This window comes from Mycolicibacterium phocaicum (assembly GCF_010731115.1).
Taxonomy (GTDB): Bacteria; Actinomycetota; Actinomycetes; order Mycobacteriales; family Mycobacteriaceae; genus Mycobacterium; species Mycobacterium phocaicum.
In genome coordinates this window covers 1293257-1315139 of sequence record NZ_AP022616.1, presented here as the reverse complement: position 1 = coordinate 1315139, position 21883 = coordinate 1293257, and the positions used below count along the sequence as shown (strand labels likewise).

The window sequence follows — 21883 nt, the reverse complement described above, 5'->3', positions numbered from 1 at the left end:
GCTGTGCCGGCGGCGGGCTTGTCATCCCGCCGCCAGTGCAGAACGTGACAGTTAAGCGCAGACGTCCGACAAGTTGCGCTCAGGCAACCGCGCTGGGGTCATGAGCCTGGTCGCCTGGGACTTCGGTGAGTGCTGCCAGGGCATCGGTCAGCAGCCGCTGAATGCCGGCGTTGATGCCGGTGCAGTCGTTTTCGATCTTGGTGGCGTTCTTCTGGATCGAACTGGCCAGCTTCTTGACCTGGTCGATCTTCGCCAGCTGCGCGATGGCCTCGGTGATCTTCTCCTCAGCGGTGGCGATCTCCTCGGCGCCCCGGCGGCTGGAAGCTGCGATTGCACTGGCCCGCAGCACCATCACAACCGTTCGCAGCAGCGCGGGATCATCGCTCTCGGGGTTGAATGCCAACACAATTCGGCGGGCGTCCAACACGCGAATGGACTGTCCGCCGTTCTGGTCGGCCGTGGGTACCAGTCCCAGCGATGCGTTTGCTTCACGGTTGCGTTCGGCTTCGTCCAGATACGGGCCCCATTGGCGTTTGTCGGACGTGGAGTCGCTCATCTCGAAGACGACCTGAGCCTTCCCTGCGCCGACGGTCAAGACGCCATCGCCTTTGAGGCAGCGCGAGATGACACCGGTGACTTTGTGGGTGTCGGTGTACTCGTCGCCCAAGCCGGCCGCGATGTCCTGGAGTAGCACGCCGATCGCGTCTTCGTAGGCGAAGCCCTTTTCGGGAGTCCGGCGGGCAACTGCCTTCCTGGCCTCCTGGACTTTCAGTGCGACGACAACTTCGTCGACCTTCTTGGTGAGGTCCGTGTGGTTGTCGGCGATCAGCGTCGTGAGCTTCTGCTGCTGAACGTCCAGCGCCGCAGTGTGTTTAGCGATCGGCGAGGTCGGATCACTCGGGTCGAACTGCTTGACGGCCTTGTCGTGAAGTGCGCTGAATGTGGTCTTGGCCTTTGCATCCAGGTCGGCGCCGAATTTGGCCAGGATCGGGAGCAAGCGTTCCACGACTTCGGGGTGATCGCCGCCGAAGAGTCGTTGGATCTCGCTGACGACGGTTTTGGTCGAATTCTGAAGTTCCTGTCGGGTGGCCTTGTCGGCGTCCGTGATGGCCTTCTTCGCGTCCGACGAGGCCTTGGTCATCACCTCGGACGCAGTTTTGACCGCGAGCCCAGTCGCTTCCGCGGCTTTGGTGCTGGTGTCCGCAGCCTTCTCGCCAAGGTCTTTCACCATTCGTTCCAGCGCCCGAGCGTCTTGAGCTTGCCCCGTTGCCGAGAGCGCGTGGGCTCCGATCTTGATTGCTTCGGCCACCAACGTGCCGAGATCGGCTGCGCTGAGTGCGTCGGGATCGTCGACAATCGGGCCGCGTTCGCCTGCCGTCCAGCGTTGCGCCTCCCGCGCAACGTCCTTGTCCTGCACTGTGAATCGTTCGATATCGACTGCTGTGAAGTCGTCGTTGAAGTGGGCGTTGTTTGGCATGTCTGTCTCCTTGGGTCGGCCTCTGCTGGGGTGCAGAAGCTGGTGGACACAGAATCGGCTGACGACCAATCAATGGCAATGATGTTTACTGATAAGTGGGCTTATCAGTAAACATGATTGTTTGAGTGCTGATGACGGGTCTACGTTGTGAGTGAGCCCGGAAGGAGGCCTCGTGAACACGCTGACGCTGCAGGACGTTGCGGACCTTGCAAAGGTACGCCGACCCGTCGTCAGCATGTGGCGAAAGAGGCCGATGGTGCGCGGCGTGTCGATGCCCTTCCCTGAGCCGGTCAATTCCAGTGGCGGCGTGGCGCGGTTTGACCGCGACGAGATTGTCGACTGGCTCACGCGGACCGGCCGAGGGAACAACGCCGAGCAGACCTACGACGCCCCAGCCCTCGCCGTTCCCGATGACGCGGCGCTGGAGGACGTGGTGACGCTGCTGTGCTGGCACGCGCTTACCGGGCAAGACCTCGCAGGCACGTCAGCTGCCCGCCGCGTGCAGTTGGCGGCCGAGTTCGACCCCGATGATGAGTTGCTGGTCGACGAGATCCGGCAAATGACAGTCACCGATGCGGTGCTCGACTACGTCGATGACCTCATTTCAGCGACACGCGGTGCAGCCGATGCGCTGACCTACCTCGAAAGCGGTCGCCTCAAGCGACAACTGGGCGTGCGCGATCTGTCTGCGGCCGGCATCGATCTGGTGCGCGCCATCATCCAGGCGGTGGCGGTATTCCTCGAACAAGACGACGTGCGTCTCGATGTCGATTCGGTGGTGGCCCTGGATGTCGCCGAGTCTTGCGGGTTGACTATCGCGACCGCTGACCGCGCGTTGCGACGACGCGCGGTTATCCGCGAGATCCAGCGTCAGATACGCGGTGTTCAAAAACGTGTTTCGACGGTTTCGTTGATCGGGCTTGATTTGGCCGAGATTCTCGATCGCGCCGATCAAGTTGTGCTGGGACTCAGTGCAGACGACGTTGCTGTGTTGGTGGGGTCAGCTGCGGCTCTGGCCGATCAGCTTTCTGGACCGTTGCAGCATCGTCGGGCCCAAACGTTACGCGTCAAGAATCTTGTTGCAGCGCTGCGGCTTCCGCGCGGCTTGTGGCGGGAAGCTCACCGGCAGAGCCTGGCCGTGTGGGTGTGCGTCGGCAATGCTGGTGTCGAACAACCCTGGGTGGCCGACCTCGCCGCAGTCGACCAGATCGAGCTGACCGACCTGGCCGCGGATGTTGCCGGGGCACTGGCCCAGAGTGCGCGCCGAGCCTTTCTCTACATGCGACGAATCGGACTGTCGGCGGTGCTTGCGAGTGGCCCTGTAGTCCCACAGGGCGTTCGGGCGGTCCGGCTGGGCGGTATCGATGCGGCCACCCATTTGGACAATGTGCACCGGGCGACTCTGGTCACTACGGCTGCGCTGAGCCCGTTGGATGTGCTTGTGGAGCCCTCACCGGGCAATATCCTGCTGCAGCGTCGTTCACTGGGGGAGCTGCATTCGCATGGGCACCTGGAGATCAAGCGTGGCCGCCGGATCAACCCAGCCGACGCCTCCACAGATGGCACTGTTCGAGTGCTGCCCACTGAGATTGTCGGGCCGATTGCACTGGACCCGTTCGACGCTGAGCAGAAATATCAGCGGGCTGTGCGCACCGAGCCGGGGGACGTCATTTTCGTCGAGAAGCCGCGGCCGCGAGCGTGGGTCGATCCCGTCGGTGGCGCGATGGTGGCCTCGCCGGCACGGGTCATCCGGTTACGGGAATCAGCCGAAATCGGACCGATGGTGCTTGCCACATCGATCAACGAAACCGCAACGGCGGGAACCGAATGGCCGACCTGGAGCGTGCCATTGCTAAGCCGAGAGGAAACCGAGCGACTGGAGGCCGCGCTGATCCAGGCCGACAATTACGAACGCGAAGCGCGCCGCCGTGTCGACGCGGCGCGCGACCTGAAAACCGCATTGATCGACGGGGTCGCCGCTGGTGCTCTCACCCTCGATGCCCAGCCCACCACGCCCGGCGTCGCCGGTGCCCGGAGATAGAAAGGGACGCAGAGATGCCTCCGAGGAAAAAGCAGGAACCGCAGGCCCCGTCGACCATGAAGGAGCTTAAGGACACGCTCTGGAAGGCCGCGGACAAGCTGCGTGGCTCCCTGTCAGCCAGCCAGTACAAGGACGTGATCCTGGGGTTGGTGTTCCTTAAGTACATCTCCGATGCCTACGACGAGCGGCGTGAGGACATCCACGCGGAGCTGTCTGCAGAGGGTATGGACGAGTCCCAGATCGAGGACTTGATCGACGATCCCGAGGAGTACCACGGCTACAACGTGTTCGTGGTTCCGGCGGTCGCGCAGTGGAAGTTCCTTGCGGAGAACGCAAAAGGCAAACCTGCGGCGGAGGGTGAGGTGGCCAAGAACATCGGCCAGCTGATCGACGAGGCGATGGACGCGGTGATGAAGTCCAACCCCACATTGGTGGGTACGCTGCCGCGGCTGTACAACCGCGACAACATCGACCAGCGCCGGCTTGGCGAACTGATCGACTTGTTCAACAGCGCGCGATTCAGTCGCCAGGGGGAGCACAAGGCACGCGATCTGATGGGCGAGGTCTACGAATACTTCCTGGGCAATTTCGCTCGGGCAGAAGGGAAACGGGGCGGCGAGTTCTTCACCCCGCCCAGTGTGGTCAAAGTGATCGTCGAGGTGCTCGAGCCCACCAAGGGCCGGGTGTATGACCCGTGCTGTGGCTCTGGCGGCATGTTCGTACAGACCGAGAAGTTCATCGCCGACCATCACGGTGACGCCAAAGATGTTGCGATTTATGGCCAGGAGAGCATCGAGGAAACCTGGCGAATGGCCAAGATGAACCTGGCTATCCACGGCATCGACAACAAGGGCCTGGGGGCGCGGTGGGGCGACACTTTCGCCCGGGACCAGCACGCCGACACCCAGATGGATTACGTAATGGCCAACCCTCCGTTCAACATAAAGGATTGGTCGCGGAACGAGGAAGACTCGCGCTGGCGTTTCGGCGTGCCGCCGGCCAACAACGCGAACTATGCCTGGATTCAACACATCCTGTCGAAGCTCGCGCCCGGCGGTAAAGCCGGCGTGGTGATGGCCAACGGGTCCATGTCATCGAACTCCAACGGAGAAGGCGATATTCGGGCGCAGATCGTGGAAGCCGATCTGGTGTCCTGCATGATCGCTTTGCCCACGCAGTTGTTCCGCAGCACCGGTATTCCGGTGTGCCTGTGGTTCTTCGCCAAAGACAAGGCGGCCGGCAAGCAAGGATCCGAGGATCGGACCGGGCAGGTGTTGTTCATCGACGCCCGCGAGCTGGGCTACATGGTGGACCGGGCCGAGCGTGCGTTGTCGAGCGAGGACATTGTGCGGATTGGGGACACGTATCACGCCTGGCGTGGGTCCGCTTCCGCTACGGCGAAAAAGATTAGCTACGAGGATGTTCCGGGCTTCTGCAAGTCCGCAACGTTGGCGGAGATCAAGGCTGCCGACTATGCGTTGACCCCGGGGAGGTATGTCGGGGCGGCAGAGGTCGAGGACGACGGTGAACCGATCGATGAGAAGATCGCGCGGCTGAAGACGGAGCTGCTTGTGGCGTTTGATGAGTCGGCGCGGTTGGAGAAGGTTGTGCGGGAGCAGTTGGAGCGGTTGTCGTGACGAGACGAATCGTCCGCGACCTCGAAGCCGACGGGGTGCTGCGGGTGGAAGATGGGAATCACGGTGAATATCGGCCTCGGCCCGACGAGTTCGTTTCGGATGGAGTTCCGTTCATTCGAGCGGCAGATATGTCCAGTGGAGTCGTGAACTTCAATGGCGCCGGGAAAATCAATGTGGTTGCGCGGGAGCGTATTAGAAAGGGAATTGGTGTTCCCGGCGACGTCATTTTGTCTCATAAGGGCACCGTCGGCCGTATCGCAGTAGCGCCGCTCGATTCGCCTGACTACGTGTGTTCGCCGCAGACGACGTTTTGGCGGTCGCTCAATAGGTCGGTCCTCGACCAAGGATTTCTGCGGTTTCTCATGCAGTCGGCTGACTTCAAACGGCAGTTGGATGTTCTGAAGGGACAGACTGACATGGCACCGTATGTCAGTCTGTCGGATCAACGCTCGATCGAGCTTGATCTTCCAGAGATTGGACAGCAGCAGGCGATTGCTGAAGTGCTTGGTGCCTTCGACGACAAGTTCGCGGTCAACGAGCGATTGGCGCGGACCGCGTTCGACCTGGCGCAGTCAATGGTGCGTGCTTCGATAAACTCGCCGGTCGGATTGGTACAAAAGAGGTTTGGAGAATTGGGCCAGCTTTTCGACGGTCCGCACGCGACGCCGACGCGCCTGTCGTCTGGACCGTACTTTCTGAACATTTCGAGCTTGAAGTCTGGGCGACTCGACCTCGCGGAATCGGATCATGTTTCCGAGGAGGACTTCACGAAATGGACCCGGCGGGTGACTCCGCAAGAAGGTGACCTGCTTTTCTCATACGAGACACGAATCGGTGAGGCTGCGCTGATGCCCGGTCACTTGCAGGCGTGTCTAGGAAGGCGCATGGCTCTGTTACGGCCCGACCGAACAGTAATGGACCCCGTTTTTCTTCTGCACTTTTATCTAAGTCCCGCGTTCCAGCGGATCATCGCTATGCACACGATTCACGGTGCTACGGTGCCGCGCCTCGGATTGGCGACGATGCCGGAGTGGAAGGTCGCGGTTCCGTCTTTCGAAGCCCAGCAGCAGATTGCAGGTGTGCTGGGCTCTCTGCAAAAATCCATCGTTCACGCCGAACGTGAGAACGAGCGACTGGCTCGCACCCGCGACGAACTTCTCCCACTCCTGATGTCCAGAAAGCTCCGGGTCAAAGACGCCGAGGCGTTTGCCGTGGAGGTGCTGTAATGGCCTATCAGCTCGACGACCGGCTGGTCGTTGGCGTCGCTTCGAGCGCGCTTTTCGATCTCTCCAAGTCCGACGCCTACTTCCGCAAGCACGGCGAAGCGAAGTACCGCATCTACCAGGACAAACGGATTGACAAAACGCTAAAACCGGGTGTGGCGTTCCCTTTCATTCAGCGATTGCTGGGTCTAAATGACCTGCGACCTGGGGATCCGCTTGTGGAGGTCATCGTCCTGTCGCACAACGATCCAATGACGGGCCTAAGAGTCATGAGGTCAGTGCAGGCTCACGGACTCGCGATGAGCCGGGCGGTGTTCACCCAGGGCCAGTCCCCATATGCCTACATTGAGGCACTCAGGATGTCATTGTTCTTGTCGGCGAATCGCAAGGATGTGGATGCAGCCATCGCTCTGGGATTGCCTGCCGGCCATGTGCTTCCGTCTTCCGCAATTTACGATCCGAACGACACGTCGCTTCGAGTCGCATTTGACTTCGACGGTGTTGTCGCAAGCGACGAATCCGAGCAGTTTTACAAATCAGCGGATGGGCTCGAAACCTACCTGGAGAACGAGTCGGTGAAACGGGACATTCCGCTTGCGCCGGGACTCCTCAAGCCACTCCTGGAGGATCTCAACAGGATTCAGACGATTGAAGACGAACGTCGGTTGTTGGACACGTCATACCAACCGAGATTGCGGGTGTCGTTGGTCACCGCTCGGAACGCACCCGCTCACGAACGTGCGGTGAATTCGCTGCGGGCCTGGGGCGTCAACGTGAACGATGCATTCTTCCTCGGCGGAATCGAGAAGGCGTCGGTGCTTCAAGTCCTTCGGCCCCACATCTTCTTCGACGACCAGCAAGGCCATCTCGATACAGCTGCCGAACACATCGCTGGTGTTCACATACCTTATGGAGTCGCAAACGAGGTGCGGTCGTCGACTGGAAGAGCGGTCGATGTGGGATTTCCTCCTGATGCAGTGGCCAAAGTGAAGCTGGCGGTAGTCGGTGCATCCGAGGAGGTGAGGAATGATCTGGCGCAGTCAGAAACTGCCTAGATGCCAGTCTGCCGAACCGTCTTGGCATTTCCGTCACCGCCGGAATTGTCGGTCCTCGGGCGGAGAGTGGGCACTATGACCGAACAGAAGATGCCCGACGAGCCGGGCGCCCGATTTCCGATGACTACCACTCCGGCGGGAGTGCCCGCTTGGTACCCCGAGTTGTTTGACGCTGTTGCCGACCATGTCCAGTCAGGACGCCAGCGCGCCGTTGCCGCAGCCAACCAAGAATTGGTCGTGACGTATTGGCAAGTTGGGAGAGAGATCGTAGCCCGCATGGAGTTCGAGGGCTGGGGTGCTCGAGTTGTTGACCGGCTGGCCGCCGATCTACGCGAGCGCTTCCCCGACGCCAAAGGGTTTTCGCCTCGCAATCTCAGGTATATGCGAACATTCGCAGAGGCATGGCCGGACTGGCCAATGTTGCAACGCAGCGTTGCAACATTGCCGTGGCGACATCAGATCGCATTGCTGGAGAAGCTGGATAGCCCTGAACTGCGGTTATGGTACGCGGAAGCTGCTGTCGAACAGGGTTGGAGTCGAGATGTGCTCGTCCACCAAATCGACGGACAGCTCCATCTGCGGGCGGGACAGGCGGTCACCAACTTCGCCAGTACGCTGTCGCCGGCTGACTCCGACTTGGCGCAACAGGCCACCCGCGACCCATACCTGTTCGATTTCGTCGGCATCGCAGATGTCCGTCGCGAGTACGACCTGGAGCGAGCGCTCACCGACCACGTCGAGAAGTTCCTGCTCGAACTCGGCCAAGGCTTCGCGTTCGTCGGACGCCAGGTCCACTTGGAAATCGGTGACACCGACTTCTACGCCGACCTGCTTTTCTACCACCTGCGCCTCCGGTGCTTCGTGGTGATCGAGCTCAAGGTGGGCGACTTCGACCCCAGCTATCTCGGACAGCTTGGCATGTATATGGCTGCTGTCGATGACCTGCTGCGTCATCATGACGACAAGCCCACTATCGGCCTGATCCTGTGCAAGACGAAGAACAACGTCGTCGCCGAGTATGCACTGCGCGGATACACCGCGCCTAGCGGCGTCGCAGAGTGGAAGACCGCGATCACTGCGGGCTTGCCCGACGAACTCGAAGCCAGCCTGCCCACAGTCGAAGAACTCGAAGCCGAACTCGAAGCCGAAGCGCGTCAAGGAGATACGTCATGACCGGATTCAGTGAAGCCGATTGGGAGTTGGTCGCACTCGACACCCTCGGCGAACATGAGTGGAGCACGTCGACCGGCACCCAGATTGCGCCAGGCACCGACGAGGGCCGCGACTCCTGGGCCGACATTGTCCTGCCCGACCGCATGCTCGCCAAGATGCGCCAACTCAACCCCGGCGTTCCCGCCGAATACCTGGATCAGGCGCGCGCCGCGATCATCCAACCGCAATCGCAGGACGCCATCGCCGAGAACTACCGGCTGCACGCCTATCTCGTAGAGGGCTACCGCGGCATCAGCTACATCGACTCTGACGGAATCGAGCAGAACCCGACGATTCGCCTGGTCAGCCACAAACCTGACGAGAATGAATTCTTTGCGGTACAACAGGTTACGATCCGAACCGCGGAGAAGCACCGCCGCTTCGACATCGTGCTGTACCTCAACGGCATGCCGGTCGCCATCGTCGAACTCAAGCAAGCCGGCGCCAAGCACGCCGACATCGCCGCGGCGCACGCCCAGTTGCAGACCTATCTGCACGAATTCCCGATGGCGTTCCGGTTCGCCGTACTCACAGTCGTCAGCGACGGCATCACCGCCCGCTACGGCACCCCGTTCACCCCGCTGGAGCACTTCGCGCCGTGGAACGTCGATGACGATGGTCGGCTCGTCACCCCGGGAGACGCTGCGGTCGGCGATGACGTACCGATTGAGCTGGAAACCCTCATCGACGGCTTGTTCAACACCGAGCGGTTCCTCCAATTGCTCCGCAACTTCACCGCGTTCGACCACGACGGCGACGGACTGACCAAGCGAATTGCCAAGCCGCATCAGTATTTTGCGGTGACCAAAGCCGTAGGGTCGACCGTGCAGGCCGCTGAGACCAACGGCAAGGCCGGCGTCGTCTGGCACACGCAGGGCTCGGGCAAGTCGATGGAAATGGAGCTCTACGCACATCTGGTCGCGCAGCAGCCCAAGCTGAAGAATCCGACCATCGTCGTGGTGACCGACCGCAAGGAACTCGACTCGCAGCTGTACGAGACGTTCAACCGGTCACGACTTCTTGCTGAGTCGCCGGTCAAGGTGACCAAGCGGTCCGAGTTGCGTACGGAACTGTCCAACCGTACGACGGGTGGCATCTACTTCACCACGCTGCAGAAGTTCGGACTCACCAAGGCAGAGCGCGACTCTGGGGCTGATCACCCGCTGCTCACCGACCGTCGCAACGTCGTCGTCGTCGTCGATGAAGCCCATCGCAGCCATTACGACGACCTCGACGGTTACGCCCGACACATCCGCGACGCGCTGCCCAACGCTGTGTTCATCGCCTTCACTGGCACACCCATCTCGGAGGTCGATCGCAACACCCGCGACGTATTCGGCCCGAACATTGACGTCTACGACCTGACCCGCGCTGTCAAGGACAACGCCACTGTCCCCGTGTATTTCGAGCCGCGTCTGGCCAAGGTTGGCTGGTCGGAAGACTTCAGCGAGGATGACCTCGACCACGCCGTCGACGAGGCCACTCTGGGCCTTGATGATGTGGAACGCGCACAGATCGAGAAATCGGTGGCGGTGATCAACGCCATCTACGGTGCACCGGAGCGCCTCGCCAAGCTCGCCAATGACATTGTCGCGCATTGGGAATCGCGATCAGAAGCCATGCGAAAGTTCATCGAGTCACCTGGCAAGGCCTTTATCGTCGGCGCGACGCGTGAGATTTGTGCCCGCCTCTATGAGGAGATCATCAAACTGCGTCCCGGGTGGCACCACGATTCGGAGCTGGAGGGCGTCATCAAGGTCGTCTACTCCGGTTCGCCTCAGGATCAGGGTCTGATCGCCAAACACGTTCGGCGAGAAGCTCAGAACAAAACGATCCAGAAGCGCCTTCGCGATCCGGATGACGATCTGCAGGTCGTCATCGTCAAAGACATGATGCTGACCGGCTTCGACGCCCCGCCGTTGCACACCTTGTATTTGGACCGCCCGTTGCGGGGTGCCTTGCTCATGCAGACGCTGGCTCGCGTCAACCGCACCTTCCGCGCCAAGCCCTCGGGGTTGCTGGTGGCCTATGCGCCGCTGGTGGACAATCTCGCCACGGCGCTTGCCGAATACACCGACACCGATCGCGCTGAACAGCCTGTCGGCAAGGACATCGACTCGGCGGTGAAGGTGACCGAGGAGCTTGTTGCGCAACTCGACCAGCTGTGTGTCGGCTTTGACTGGCGTGCAAAAGTGCCGACGAGCGGGTGGATCAAGACTGCGGCTGGGCTCACCGAGTACCTCCGCTCGCCGGCGACACCCGGCAATCAGGTTGCCGAAGGCGAAGCGACTCTGGGCGATCGGTTCCGCATGCTGGTCAGTCAGTTGGCGCGGGCGTGGTCTCTGTGCTCCGGCAACGAGACGCTGGATCGGCTGCGGGAAACCGTCAAGTTCTACGAGCAGGTCCGGGTCTGGATGGGCAAATACGATGCCCAGCAGCGCCAGGCCGAGGGGAAGCCCATCCCCGATGACATCAAGCGACTGTTGGCCGTTCTGGTCGATGAGTCGACGGCGTCCGGCGGCATACTCGACATCTACGAGGCTGCCGGCCTACCGAAACCGTCGTTGTCGGACCTGACACCTGAGTTCGAGGTGAAGGCGAAGGACGCCGTCAATCCGCACCTGGCGATCGAAGCGTTGCGGGCACTGCTGACCAAAGAGATGGGCGTGGCCACTCGCAACAATCTGGTTCGGCAGCGCGCGTTCTCGGACCGCGTCGCCGAGCTGATGCGCAAATACACCAACCAACAGCTGACTGCAGCAGAGGTGATCGCCGAGATGATCGCGTTGGCCAAAGAGGTCGCAACCGAGGGCGACCGGGGTAAGCGCTTCACACCGTCGCTATCGCATGACGAGCTGGCCTTCTATGACGCGGTGGCTGCGAACGAGTCCGCGGTCGAATTGCAGGGCGAGGATGTGCTCGCGCAGATCGCCCGTGAATTGGTTGCGGTGATGCAGCGCGACACCAAGACCGACTGGATCGTGCGTGACGACGTGCGCGCAAAGCTGCGGTCGTCCATTAAGCGGTTGCTGGTCAAGTACAAGTACCCGCCAGATAAGCAGCCTGCGGCCATCAATCAGGTGATCGAGCAGATGGAAGAGCTCGCGCCGCAGTATGCCGAGCGGGCTCGAAATGCGAAGGGGGAGTATCTATGAGGGATCGGTTGGGCGTCGTGGTTGCACTCGTGCGAGATCGGTACAGCGTCCAAGTAAACCTTCAGCGGTTGCGGGACCAAGTTGCCCTGATGGACGAGATGCCAGCGGAGGCGGCCGAAGATGAGGTGATCCACCAAGAGGTCATCAGTAAGCTTCCGCCACGGTTGGTGCATGAGAAGCGGAACACGTGGGCGTACTTCGAAGCTGAGGTGACGGAGCCCATCGATCCCGCGTCGGTCTGCCACGACGAGCTGAGCACGATTCATTGGTACGACCGTGCCGATCTGGCCACGGTGGATTCGCCCGAACCAGTGGGCATTCCCGGCGACTACCGGGGCGTCGATCCGATCGAGGATGTCGCCCTTCCGCCGCGGATGGCCTGGTCGGGGCCGGACAAGAAGGCGGCCCTGGAAGAGGCGATTCGGGTCTACGGTATCGAGCCGGGGCAGTGGTTCGACCTCGAATGGCCCCCCTCAGCCCACCTATGGGACCCGGGCATTGTCTTTCAGACCGATTTCACGCCGTGCGGCGTACATGCCGAGCTGGATGGCGACGAGGAATGCCCAGAGTGTCAGGATTCGGTGCAGGACGTAGTTGAGCAGATGGCGCAATGGAAGTGGACAACGACGCTGCGGATCAACGCAATCGCGTTCGACGACGATGGCCGCGAGCGCAGTACCGAAGTGCACGTCGAGCAGGGGTACGAGGTCGCGACTACCGACCAGGATCCGCGCGAGGTATTGATTGGTCCACCGGACCGTGATCGGCACTGGTAATGGCAGCGCTATCTCACTGACGACCACCGGCCGGCGAACGCGCCCGGATTGCCGTGCGCGGTTGATGCCGTTCAGGCAGCGCGGCTAGTTAGCCGCGTGGTACGCCTCGACGATTTCGGCCTTGATGCGGCCGCGGGCGGCGACGTCGTAGCCGCTGGCCTGCGCCCACTCGCGGATGGCGGCGAGCTGTTCGTTGGCGGACGCGCCCTTGGCGGCCTTCTTGCCGCGACCGCGCGAGGTGCTGCCCTTGGCGGCCCGGCCGGTCGGCTCTGCGACCTTCTGGGTGCGGGTGCGACGGCCGCCGACGCGGGTCGCGGCGTCCAGATACGGCGCCAATGCCTTCTCGAATTTCGCCACGTTCGCAGCGGAAAGATCGATCTGGTAATCGACCCCACGGACCGAGAAGCTAATCCGTTCACCGGAATCGTCGGTGATCTCAGTGCCGTTAATATCATCGACAAGCTGGACCACAATGCGCTCGGCCACGAATTTTCTCCTTTTATCGGGGTTCGGCCGAGAGTGTAACGACAAAAGTTCGTGATGGCACCTCGATACCTTCACTTTGGGTGGCACGGGCGCGGATCCGATTCATTTTCGATGGGTAATTCTTCTGGCATTGAAGATTTTCCAGAATTCGATAATTGCAACGGCACCAAGCTGATTCAGCCTCAGAGGGGCGATTCGGACTTGATTGATCAGCATCGCGGCAACACGCCGTGCGCAGCATCATGGCGACCGGGTCAGGCCGGAACGCCGCGAAGTGGAGTGGTGGATATTGCGGGAACGACCGCGGGCGGTGCCGCACCTCGTCGCCGTCGCGCGATGAACGGATGGACACGCTCAACGAGCAAACGGGTCGTGATCACAAAAGCGATGTGCGGTGGCCCGGCGTGGTTCCACGACGGCTCTTCGGGCCTGGCGGTTGGGTAGCTGAGCAGGAAAGTCCCAGATTTGCCACAGGCAGGACGAAAGGTGAACTTGTCCGCAGGGGTGCGGAAAGGTGCAAAACCTACCAATGGCACGAATTCGTCGCGATAATTCTTCGGCGCCGCACGATCGGGCACCTTTGGCGCAACGTCGCTCGGCATGATCGGAAATCGAAACGGTCCGGCTCGGCCCATGACGGCGGTCGCCGTGCCAGGAATCCGGGCCACTGCGGATGCGGCGTCGCGCGCACTGCGGGCGGCGGTTCGAAACTGGAGGGAACCAGCGGGTAACCTTGTCGCCCGTGAGCACCAGCGGAATTGATGTCAGCGCACGTGTGGGCACCGTGCTGACTGCCATGGTGACGCCGTTCGGCCCGGACGGCTCGCTTGATCTGGTTGGTGCCAAGAAGGTAGCCAAATACCTGGTCGATTCCGGCTGCGACGGACTGGTCGTCTCGGGTACGACCGGAGAGTCGCCGACCACCACCGACGACGAGAAGATCGCGCTGCTCGAGGCGGTTCTCGAAGAGGTCGGCGACCGGGCCCGCATCATCGCCGGCGCCGGCAGCTACGACACCGCGCACAGCGTTCACCTCGCCAAGGCCAGTGCCGCCGCCGGCGCGCACGGTCTGCTCGTCGTGACCCCGTACTACTCGAAGCCCCCGCAGTCTGGCCTCGTGGCGCATTTCAGCGCCGTCGCCGACGCCACCGAGCTCCCGAACATTCTCTACGACATCCCGCCGCGGTCGGCGGTGGCGATCGAGTGGGACACCATCCGCGCCCTGGCATCGCACCCGAACATCGTCGCCGTCAAGGACGCCAAGGGCGACCTGAACGGCGGCGCCGCCATCATGGCCGAGACCGGTCTGGCCTACTACTCGGGCGACGACACCCTGAACCTGCCATGGCTCGCCATGGGCGCCATCGGATTCGTCAGCGTCTGGGGCCACGTGGCCGCCGGACAGCTGCGGAACATGTTGTCGGCGTTCAACTCCGGTGACATCGCCACCGCCCGCAAGATCCACGTCGGCCTGAGCCCTCTGGGCGATGCGCAGAACCGGCTCGGCGGCGTCACGATGAGCAAGGAAGCGCTGCGGCTGCTGGACATCGACGCCGGTGACCCGCGGTTGCCGCAGGTTCCGGCCACGGCCGACCAGGTGGCAGCGCTCGCCGCGGACCTGCGCGCAGCATCGGTGCTTGCGTGACCAGACCCGACTTCGCACCGCCCGGCCCCTTGGAGCCGGGCGGTCTGCGTGTGACGGCCCTCGGTGGCATCAGCGAAATCGGCCGCAACATGACCGTTTTCGAGCACCTCGGCCGACTGCTCATCATCGACTGCGGCGTGCTGTTCCCGACGCACGACGAGCCCGCCGTCGACCTGATCCTGCCGGACATCCGGCACATCGAGGACCGGCTGGCCGATATCGAGGCGCTGGTGATCACCCACGCGCACGAGGACCACATCGGCGCCATTCCGTATCTGCTCAAGATGCGGCCCGACATCCCCGTGGTGGGCTCGCGGTTCACACTGGCCCTGGTGGCCGCCAAGTGCCGCGAGCACCGGCTCAAGCCGAACATGCAGATCGTCGCCGAAGGGCAGCGCAGCACGCACGGCGTGTTCGAGTGCGAGTACTTCGCGGTCAACCACTCGATTCCCGATGCCCTCGCCATCGCCGTGCACACCGGTGCCGGCACGGTGCTGCACACCGGTGACATCAAGCTCGACCAGCTGCCGCCGGACGGCCGGCCCACCGACCTGCCCGGGATGTCCCGGCTCGGCGAACAGGGCGTCGACCTGTTCCTGTGCGACTCGACCAACGCCGAGATTCCCGGGGTCAGCCCCTCCGAGAGCGAGGTCGGCCCCAACCTGCACCGGCTGATCCGCGGCGCGGACGGCCGCGTCATCGTGGCGTGCTTCGCGTCGAACGTCGACCGCGTGCAGCAGATCATCGACGCCGCCGTGGCGCTGGGACGCAAGGTGTCCTTCGTCGGGCGTTCGATGGTCCGCAACATGGGGATCGCCAAGGAACTCGGCTTCCTCAACGTCGACGACGATGACGTCATCGACATCGGCGCGGCCGAACTGCTGCCCGCCGACCGCGTCGTGCTGATCACCACCGGAACCCAGGGCGAGCCCATGGCGGCGCTGTCCCGGATGTCCCGCGGCGAGCATCGCAGTATCACCTTGACGGCCGGCGACCTGATCATCCTGTCCAGCTCGCTGATCCCCGGCAACGAGGAAGCCGTCTACGGCGTGATCGACTCGCTGGCCAAGATCGGCGCCCGCGTCGTCACCAATCAGCAAGTGCGCGTGCATGTTTCGGGCCACGCCTACGCCGGTGAGCTGCTGTTCCTGTACCGCGGGGTGCGGCCGCGCAACGTCATGCCGGTGCACGGCACCTGGCGGCACCTGCGCGCCAACGCCAAACTCGCCATCCGCACCGGGGTTCCGGAGGAGAGCGTCGTGCTCGCTGAGAACGGCGTCAGCGTCGACCTGATCAATGGGCAGGCCCGGATCGCCGGTGCCGTACCGGTCGGCAAGGTGTTCGTCGACGGTCTGGTGCTGGGTGACGTCGGTGACGCCACGTTGGGCGAAAGGCTCACGCTGACTTCGGGTTTCATCGCGGTCACCGTGGTGATCAGCCGCGAGACCGGCAAGCCGGTGGCTCCGGTGCACCTGCACTCGCGCGGCTTCTCCGAGGACCCCAAGGCTCTCGAGCCGGGTGCCGAGAAAGCGCAGACGGCACTGGAAAACCTTGTCTCCGAGCAGGTTACCGACCCGGCGCGCATCGCCCAGGCGGTGCGCCGGGCTGTCGGCAAATGGGTCGGCGAGACCTATCGGCGCCAGCCGATGATCGTGCCGACCGTCCTCGAGGTTTAAATCGTCCGGGCCAGCGCCGACCACTCCAGACCGGAGGTCGGCAGGTTCCGCCCTGTCGGCTGTACATATCGGTCACGTGTTTCGTCCGGTCCGAGCTGGTCGAGCAGTCGCCAGCCGTAACCCTCGAGGAACTGCTCGACCTCGTCGGGTCGCAGCCCGTACTTCCAGACCTGAGTGCGTTCACGGAACCGGCGATACGGCGCCGACCGGTCCGACGCGGCCATCATGGCGCTGCGCACCGGCGACCAGCGGGTGGCCGCGATCAGTGCGCGAAGGCCCCGCGGCAGAAAAGAACCTGCCAGGTCGTCATCGACCAGACGACGAGCCGGCGACTCGTGCTGCTCGATCGCGGCGAGCACCATCGGCCCGAAGGCCGTCTGCGCCGCGGCATTGCGGGCCATGTCAGCGCTTGTTGACGAAGCCGGCGTCCACCGGCAGGGTCACGCCGGTGATGTACCGGCCGGCGTCCGACACCAGCCACGCCACGGTGTTGGCGATGTCCTCGGCCTCGAGCACCTGCACCGGCAGCGCATTCGTCATGTCGGGGCCCGCTTTGGTCTCTTCGGTCAACTGGCTCAACCACTTCCGGGTGAACTCGTTGTCGATCATCGGGGTGGCCACCCCGGCCGGATGGATCGAGTTGACCCGGATGTTCTGCGAGGCAAGCAGGTTCGCGTACACCCGCATCAGGCCGACCATGCCGTGCTTGGCGGCGGCATAGCCCACGGAACCGGCCATCGGTGAGGACAGCCCGACCAGTCCGGCCACCGAACTGATCAGCACGATCGATCCGCCGTTGCCGGCCTTGACCATCGGCCGCATCGCCACGTCCAGGGTGTTGTAGACGCCCGTGAGGTTGACGTCGATGACGTCCTGCCAGGCGTCTTCACCGGCCATCGGCGCGATCCCGGCGTTGGCGATGACGATGTCCAACCGCCCGCCGAGTTCGTCGACGCCGGCCTTGAGCGCGGTCTTGAGGGCGGCGCGGTCGCGGACATCGGCCTGACTGGCGACGATCCGCGCGCCGTTGTCCTCGACCAGTTTGACTGTCGCGGCCAGATCGTCGGGCGTGGCCATGGGGTAGGGGACCGACGCGATCTGGTCGCACAGGTCGACGGCGATGATGTCGGCGCCCATCGACGACAGCTTCACCGCGTGCGCGCGGCCCTGGCCGCGCGCCGCGCCGGTGATGAAGGCGACCTTGCCGCTCAGCTCACCCACGGAGTTGTCCCTTGGCCGGGTCGCCGGCGACCACCGGGGCGAGCATCTTGATGTCGGGCGCACCGTCGAGGTGCTCGCCGATGGCGCCGAACAACTTGCCGATGGCCGGGGCGGTGCTGTGGGTCTTGATGGCGTCGGCGTCGGCCCACTGCTCCACGAACACGAAGGTGCCGCCGTCGGCCTCGTGCAGGGAGTAGAGCTCGCAGCCCGGCTCGGCGTGGACGGCGTCGACGGCCTCGACGCACGCGGTGCGGACCAGGTCGACGGACTCGGGCTTGGCCTTCATGGTGGCGACGACAACGACGGGCATGGACGAACTCCTCGATAGCTAGCTGACCTAGACAGGTGTCCACGTTAGACCGGCGCGTGCGGCGCGTGTGACGTGGCTCCCACTGATACGTGACCAGCGGATATGCGGACCCGGTCGTGACCCAAGCGTTACTTGTGTGGCAGATGGTGCAGATGGGGTAATTGCGACTAGGCTGGCAGCCATGGCGAGTAAAACCGCAACGAGCTCAGCTAACCGGGCCAAGGCCGGGTCGGCGAATCGTGGCGCAGCCGGTTCGGGGGCGCGTTCATCGAAGTCAGGCAGTGCAAAGTCGGGCCGGCCGGCACGTCCGCCGGCCCCGAAATCGCCCGCCCGTAAGCCGGCCCGCAAACCCGCACCGCATCCGTCGCCGGTCGCCACGGCCGGCGCCGCGGTGGGCCGTGGCGCCCGCGCCGGCTGGCTGATGCTCGCCAAGGGCGCCGGAACCACCGCCCGCAGCGTCGGCCGCGCCCGCGAACTCGAACCCGGACACCGCCGTGACGGCATCGCGCTGGCGCTGCTCGGCGTCGCCTTCCTCATTGCCGCGAGCTCCTGGTTCAACGCGGCCCGGCCGGTCGGCGCCTGGATCGACTACGGCGTCCGCACCGTCATCGGATCCGCGGTCGTGGTGCTGCCGGTGCTGCTGCTCGCGCTGGCCGTCACGCTGATGCGCACCCATCCGAACCCCGACGCCCGCCCCCGGCTGATCCTCGGCGCCGCCATGATCGGTCTGCCCGTACTGGGCCTGTGGCACATCTGGGCCGGCGCGCCCACCGCGCCGGGGGAGCGCCGCGGCGCCGCCGGCTTCGTCGGCTTCGTCATCGGTGGGCCGCTGTCGGACGGGCTGACCGTCTGGATCGCCACCCCGCTGCTCATCATGGGCGTGCTGTTCGGCCTGCTGCTGGTCACCGGCACGACCATCCGCGAACTGCCGGACACGTTGCGCTACATGGTCTCCGGTCGTCTGCACGGCGAGCACGACGAGGAGTACGACGCGCCCGCCGGCCTGGTCGACGACTTCGCCGATGACTTCTCCGACGGCTACTACGACGACCCCACCTACTCGCGTGACGAACCCGAGGCCTGGCCCGGCTCGGATCAGACCACCGCGGCCATGACGCGGCCGCTGGGCCGCACACCGATGGACAACTACCCGGTCGAGCCCGCCGCCGACGAGGCACCGACCACGCCCGAGCCGGCCGCCAAGCCGTCGCGCCGCCGCAAGGCCCAGAACGTCGCGGACCCGGTGCCCACCAAGGCCAAGGCCCTGGAAAAGGCACAGGACGACGGACTGTCCCTCGACCGCGTCATCGAGGGCGACTACACGTTGCCACCGCTCGACCTGCTGTCCGACGGCGATCCGCCCAAGCGCGTCGGCCGCGACAACGACCGCATCATGTCGGCCATCTCCGAGGTGATGGAGCAGTTCAAGGTCGACGCCACGGTCGTCGGCTTCCAGCGCGGCCCGACCGTCACCCGGTACGAGATCGAGCTCGGACCCGGCGTGCGCGTCGAGCGGTTCACCCAGTTGCAGCGCAACCTCGCCTACGCGGTGGCCAACGAGCACATCCGCCTGCTCGCGCCGATCCCCGGTAAGTCGTTGGTCGGAGTCGAGGTGCCGAACAGTGACCGCGAGATGGTGCGGCTCAAGGACGTGCTGAATGCGCCGAGCACCCGCAAGGACCACCACCCGATGGTGTTCGGCATCGGCAAGGACGTCGAAGGCCACTTCATCAGCTACAACCTGGCCAAGATGCCGCACCTCCTGGTGGCCGGCTCGACCGGTTCGGGTAAGTCGAGCTTCATCAACTCGATGCTGGTGTCGCTGCTGCAGCGCGCGACGCCCGACGAGGTCCGGATGATCCTGGTCGACCCGAAGATGGTGGAATTCCCGCCGTACCAAGGCATTCCGCACCTCATCACGCCCGTGATCATCGACCCGAAGAAGGCCGCCGCCGCGCTGGCCTGGCTGGTCGAGGAGATGGAACAGCGCTACCAGGACATGAGCGCCAGCGGCGTCCGGCACATCGACGACTTCAACAAGAAGGTGCGCTCGGGCGAAATCACCGCGCCGCTGGGCAGCGAGCGGGTCTACAAGACCTACCCGTACATCTTGTGCGTCGTCGACGAGCTGGCCGACCTGATGATGCAGGCGCCGCGCGACGTCGAGGATGCCATCGTCCGCATCACTCAGAAGGCCCGCGCCGCGGGCATCCACCTGGTGCTGGCGACCCAGCAGCCGGTGGTGTCGGTCGTGACCGGTCTGATCAAGGCAAATGTGCCGTCCCGCATGGCATTCGGCGTCACCAACGCGACCAACTCGCGCGTCATCCTCGACCAGATCGGCGCCGAGAAGCTCACCGGTAAGGGTGACGGCCTGTTCCAGCCCTCGGAGGCGCCCAAGCCCATCCGCGTGCAGGGCGCGTTCGTCAGCGACGACGAAATCCAGGCCGTCGTCGCCTTCACCAAGCAGCAGGCGCAGCCCGAGTTCATCGACGGCGTCACGGTCAAGACCGTCGAGAAGCGCGAGATCGACAGCGACATCGGCGACGACATGGACGTCTTCCTGCAGGCCGTCGAGTTGGTCGTGTCGAGCCAGTTCGGGTCGACCTCGATGCTGCAGCGCAAGCTGCGGGTCGGGTTCGCCAAGGCCGGCCGCCTGATGGACCTGATGGAGACCCGCGGCATCGTCGGACCGTCCGAGGGCTCGAAGGCCCGTGAGGTGCTGGTCAAGCCCGATGAGCTCGCCGGCACGCTGATGCTGATCCAGGGCGGCTCGGACGCCAACGGTTCGATGGGCGACGACCCCGGCTTCTGACCGGTGTTGCCGACATCACACCCCGGCTGATCGGCGGTGCGGATAACACCGTCGATCGGTCGCCGACGGCTCCGACTGTGGGAGGCTGGACTCCTAAGGAGGCTTTGCCGTGGTTGACATTTCGCGCAGCGCAGCAACGGAATCGGAGCTCGACGCCGAGGTCGAATCCGGTGGTCGCAGCTGGCCAGCGCTGACGGCGTTCACCGACCTCGGGTTCCGGAAGTCGGCGGCGCAGCACGTGGTTCCGCTGCTGTACGGGCTGGTCATCGCGGGTGCGGTGGTTCTGTATCTCGCAGGCGCCGTGGTGGCGTTCGAGTTGTCCGCATGGCTCGGCGTGTTCTGGCTGGTGCTCGCCGGTCCGGTCACCTGCGTCGCGATCGTGCTGGTGGCGCGCGTGGTCCTGGAGTCGCTGAGCGCGTTCATGGCGATGGGTCAGCAGGTCGACGAGCTGAACGAGCTGGTGCTGGAGATCGCCGAGCTCATGATCGGGGTGTCGGACAAGATCGAGGTGATCCCGACGCTGCCGTCGTTCGGCCGCGGCGGGCGGTCCCGTCGGCGGGCCGCGATCATGGACATGCGGGACCGGATCGTCGCGCGCCGCAATGCCGCGGCCGACAGCGCCGATTAGCTACAGCGTGACCAGCATCCGGGTGTTGCCCAGGGTGTTCGGCTTGACGTAGGACAGGTCCAGGAACTCCGCCACACCGGTGTCGTACGACCGGCACATCTCCTCGTAGACCTCTGCGGTGACGGGCGTGCCCTCGATCTCCTGGAAGCCGTGCCGGCTGAAGAAATCGGTCTCGAACGTCAACACGAAGACGCGCTGCAGCTGCAGTTCGCGTGCCACGTCCAGCAGTTTGGCGACCACCGCGTGCCCGACGCCCATGCCGCGCACCTTGGGATGGGCCGCGACGGTACGCACTTCGCCGAGGTCGGCCCACAGCACGTGCAGCGCGCCGCAGCCGACGATCTCGCCGTCCAGGTCGGCCACCCAGAATTCCTGGACTGCCTCGTAGAGGGTGACCAGGTTCTTCTCGAGCAGGATCTTGCCCGCGTAGATGTCGACGAGGGCCTTGATTCCCGGCACGTCGGAGGTCCGGGCGCGGCGAACCACCAGCCCTGTGGTGCCGGGTTTCGGTGCGTCGCTCACATGT

General features: G+C 63.9%; 17 protein-coding genes. 11 read left to right on the top strand and 6 right to left on the bottom strand.

From position 1 onward, the window contains the following. Positions 1-79 precede the first annotated feature (79 nt). A complete protein-coding gene (locus tag G6N46_RS06390) occupies positions 80-1477 on the bottom strand; it encodes a Fis family transcriptional regulator (protein WP_138248954.1) in 1398 nt (465 codons plus the stop codon). Positions 1478-1649: 172 nt separating this feature from the next. Here G6N46_RS06390 and G6N46_RS06385 point away from each other — a divergent pair, with 172 nt between their 5' ends. From G6N46_RS06385 to G6N46_RS06355, 7 genes are all read left to right on the top strand, one after another. Continuing rightward, positions 1650-3518, top strand: a complete 1869-nt coding sequence (locus G6N46_RS06385; protein ID WP_138248955.1) for a hypothetical protein — start codon at positions 1650-1652, stop codon at positions 3516-3518. A gap of 14 nt (positions 3519-3532) precedes the next feature. Beyond that, the gene (locus tag G6N46_RS06380) at positions 3533-5155 is read left to right on the top strand and encodes a class I SAM-dependent DNA methyltransferase (protein ID WP_064859438.1); all 1623 of its coding nucleotides are present in this window, start codon (positions 3533-3535) and stop codon (positions 5153-5155) included. Next, complete coding sequence (locus tag G6N46_RS06375) at positions 5152-6381, top strand: restriction endonuclease subunit S (RefSeq protein WP_138248956.1); 1230 nt, start codon at positions 5152-5154, stop codon at positions 6379-6381. The genes G6N46_RS06380 and G6N46_RS06375 overlap by 4 nt, the downstream gene beginning before the upstream one ends. Next, positions 6381-7433, top strand: coding sequence for a 5'-nucleotidase (locus tag G6N46_RS06370; protein WP_138248957.1), 1053 nt, complete (start codon positions 6381-6383; stop codon positions 7431-7433). Before G6N46_RS06375 ends, G6N46_RS06370 begins: the two co-directional genes overlap by 1 nt. 75 nt (positions 7434-7508) lie before the next feature. Next, on the top strand, positions 7509-8606 hold the full coding sequence (locus tag G6N46_RS06365) for a PDDEXK nuclease domain-containing protein (RefSeq protein ID WP_138248958.1): 1098 nt from the start codon (positions 7509-7511) through the stop codon (positions 8604-8606). Further along, the gene (locus tag G6N46_RS06360) at positions 8603-11800 is read left to right on the top strand and encodes a type I restriction endonuclease subunit R (protein ID WP_138248959.1); all 3198 of its coding nucleotides are present in this window, start codon (positions 8603-8605) and stop codon (positions 11798-11800) included. The genes G6N46_RS06365 and G6N46_RS06360 overlap by 4 nt, the downstream gene beginning before the upstream one ends. 89 nt (positions 11801-11889) lie before the next feature. Then, positions 11890-12576, top strand: a complete 687-nt coding sequence (locus tag G6N46_RS06355) for a hypothetical protein (protein ID WP_064859443.1) — start codon at positions 11890-11892, stop codon at positions 12574-12576. An 84-nt stretch (positions 12577-12660) separates the two neighbouring features. Here G6N46_RS06355 and G6N46_RS06350 read toward each other — a convergent pair whose 3' ends face one another. Further along, entirely contained in the window at positions 12661-13062 is a 402-nt protein-coding gene (locus G6N46_RS06350) for a histone-like nucleoid-structuring protein Lsr2 (protein ID WP_064859444.1), read from the bottom strand. 796 nt (positions 13063-13858) lie between these two features. Between G6N46_RS06350 and dapA the strand changes: the two genes are divergently transcribed. Together dapA and G6N46_RS06340 are read left to right on the top strand one after the other, a co-directional pair. Beyond that, positions 13859-14707 (top strand): 4-hydroxy-tetrahydrodipicolinate synthase, encoded by an 849-nt coding sequence (gene dapA / locus G6N46_RS06345; RefSeq protein ID WP_226522133.1) that lies wholly within the window; start codon positions 13859-13861, stop codon positions 14705-14707. Beyond that, positions 14692-16383, top strand: coding sequence for a ribonuclease J (locus G6N46_RS06340; RefSeq protein ID WP_407665186.1), 1692 nt, complete (start codon positions 14692-14694; stop codon positions 16381-16383). Before dapA ends, G6N46_RS06340 begins: the two co-directional genes overlap by 16 nt. Here G6N46_RS06340 and G6N46_RS06335 read toward each other — a convergent pair. Genes G6N46_RS06335 through G6N46_RS06325 form a run of 3 tightly spaced genes read right to left on the bottom strand, consistent with a single transcriptional unit; the run spans position 16380 to position 17914 of the window. Further along, positions 16380-16784 (bottom strand): hypothetical protein, encoded by a 405-nt coding sequence (locus G6N46_RS06335; protein WP_138248961.1) that lies wholly within the window; start codon positions 16782-16784, stop codon positions 16380-16382. The genes G6N46_RS06340 and G6N46_RS06335 overlap by 4 nt on opposite strands. Before the next feature lies 1 nt (position 16785). Then, on the bottom strand, positions 16786-17604 hold the full coding sequence (locus tag G6N46_RS06330) for a mycofactocin-coupled SDR family oxidoreductase (RefSeq protein ID WP_138248962.1): 819 nt from the start codon (positions 17602-17604) through the stop codon (positions 16786-16788). Then, entirely contained in the window at positions 17597-17914 is a 318-nt protein-coding gene (locus G6N46_RS06325) for a putative quinol monooxygenase (protein WP_064859449.1), read from the bottom strand. The genes G6N46_RS06330 and G6N46_RS06325 overlap by 8 nt, the downstream gene beginning before the upstream one ends. Positions 17915-18095: 181 nt before the next feature. Here G6N46_RS06325 and G6N46_RS06320 point away from each other — a divergent pair, with 181 nt between their 5' ends. Continuing rightward, positions 18096-20729 carry a DNA translocase FtsK gene (locus G6N46_RS06320; RefSeq protein ID WP_138248963.1) on the top strand — a complete coding sequence of 878 codons (2634 nt, stop codon included), beginning with the start codon at positions 18096-18098 and terminating at the stop codon, positions 20727-20729. A gap of 109 nt (positions 20730-20838) precedes the next feature. Continuing rightward, positions 20839-21357, top strand: a complete 519-nt coding sequence (locus G6N46_RS06315) for a DUF4282 domain-containing protein (protein ID WP_138248964.1) — start codon at positions 20839-20841, stop codon at positions 21355-21357. Here the strand turns inward: G6N46_RS06315 and G6N46_RS06310 are convergent, their stop codons facing one another. Then, a complete protein-coding gene (locus G6N46_RS06310) occupies positions 21358-21879 on the bottom strand; it encodes an amino-acid N-acetyltransferase (RefSeq protein ID WP_064859451.1) in 522 nt (173 codons plus the stop codon). Positions 21880-21883: the final 4 nt, after the last annotated feature.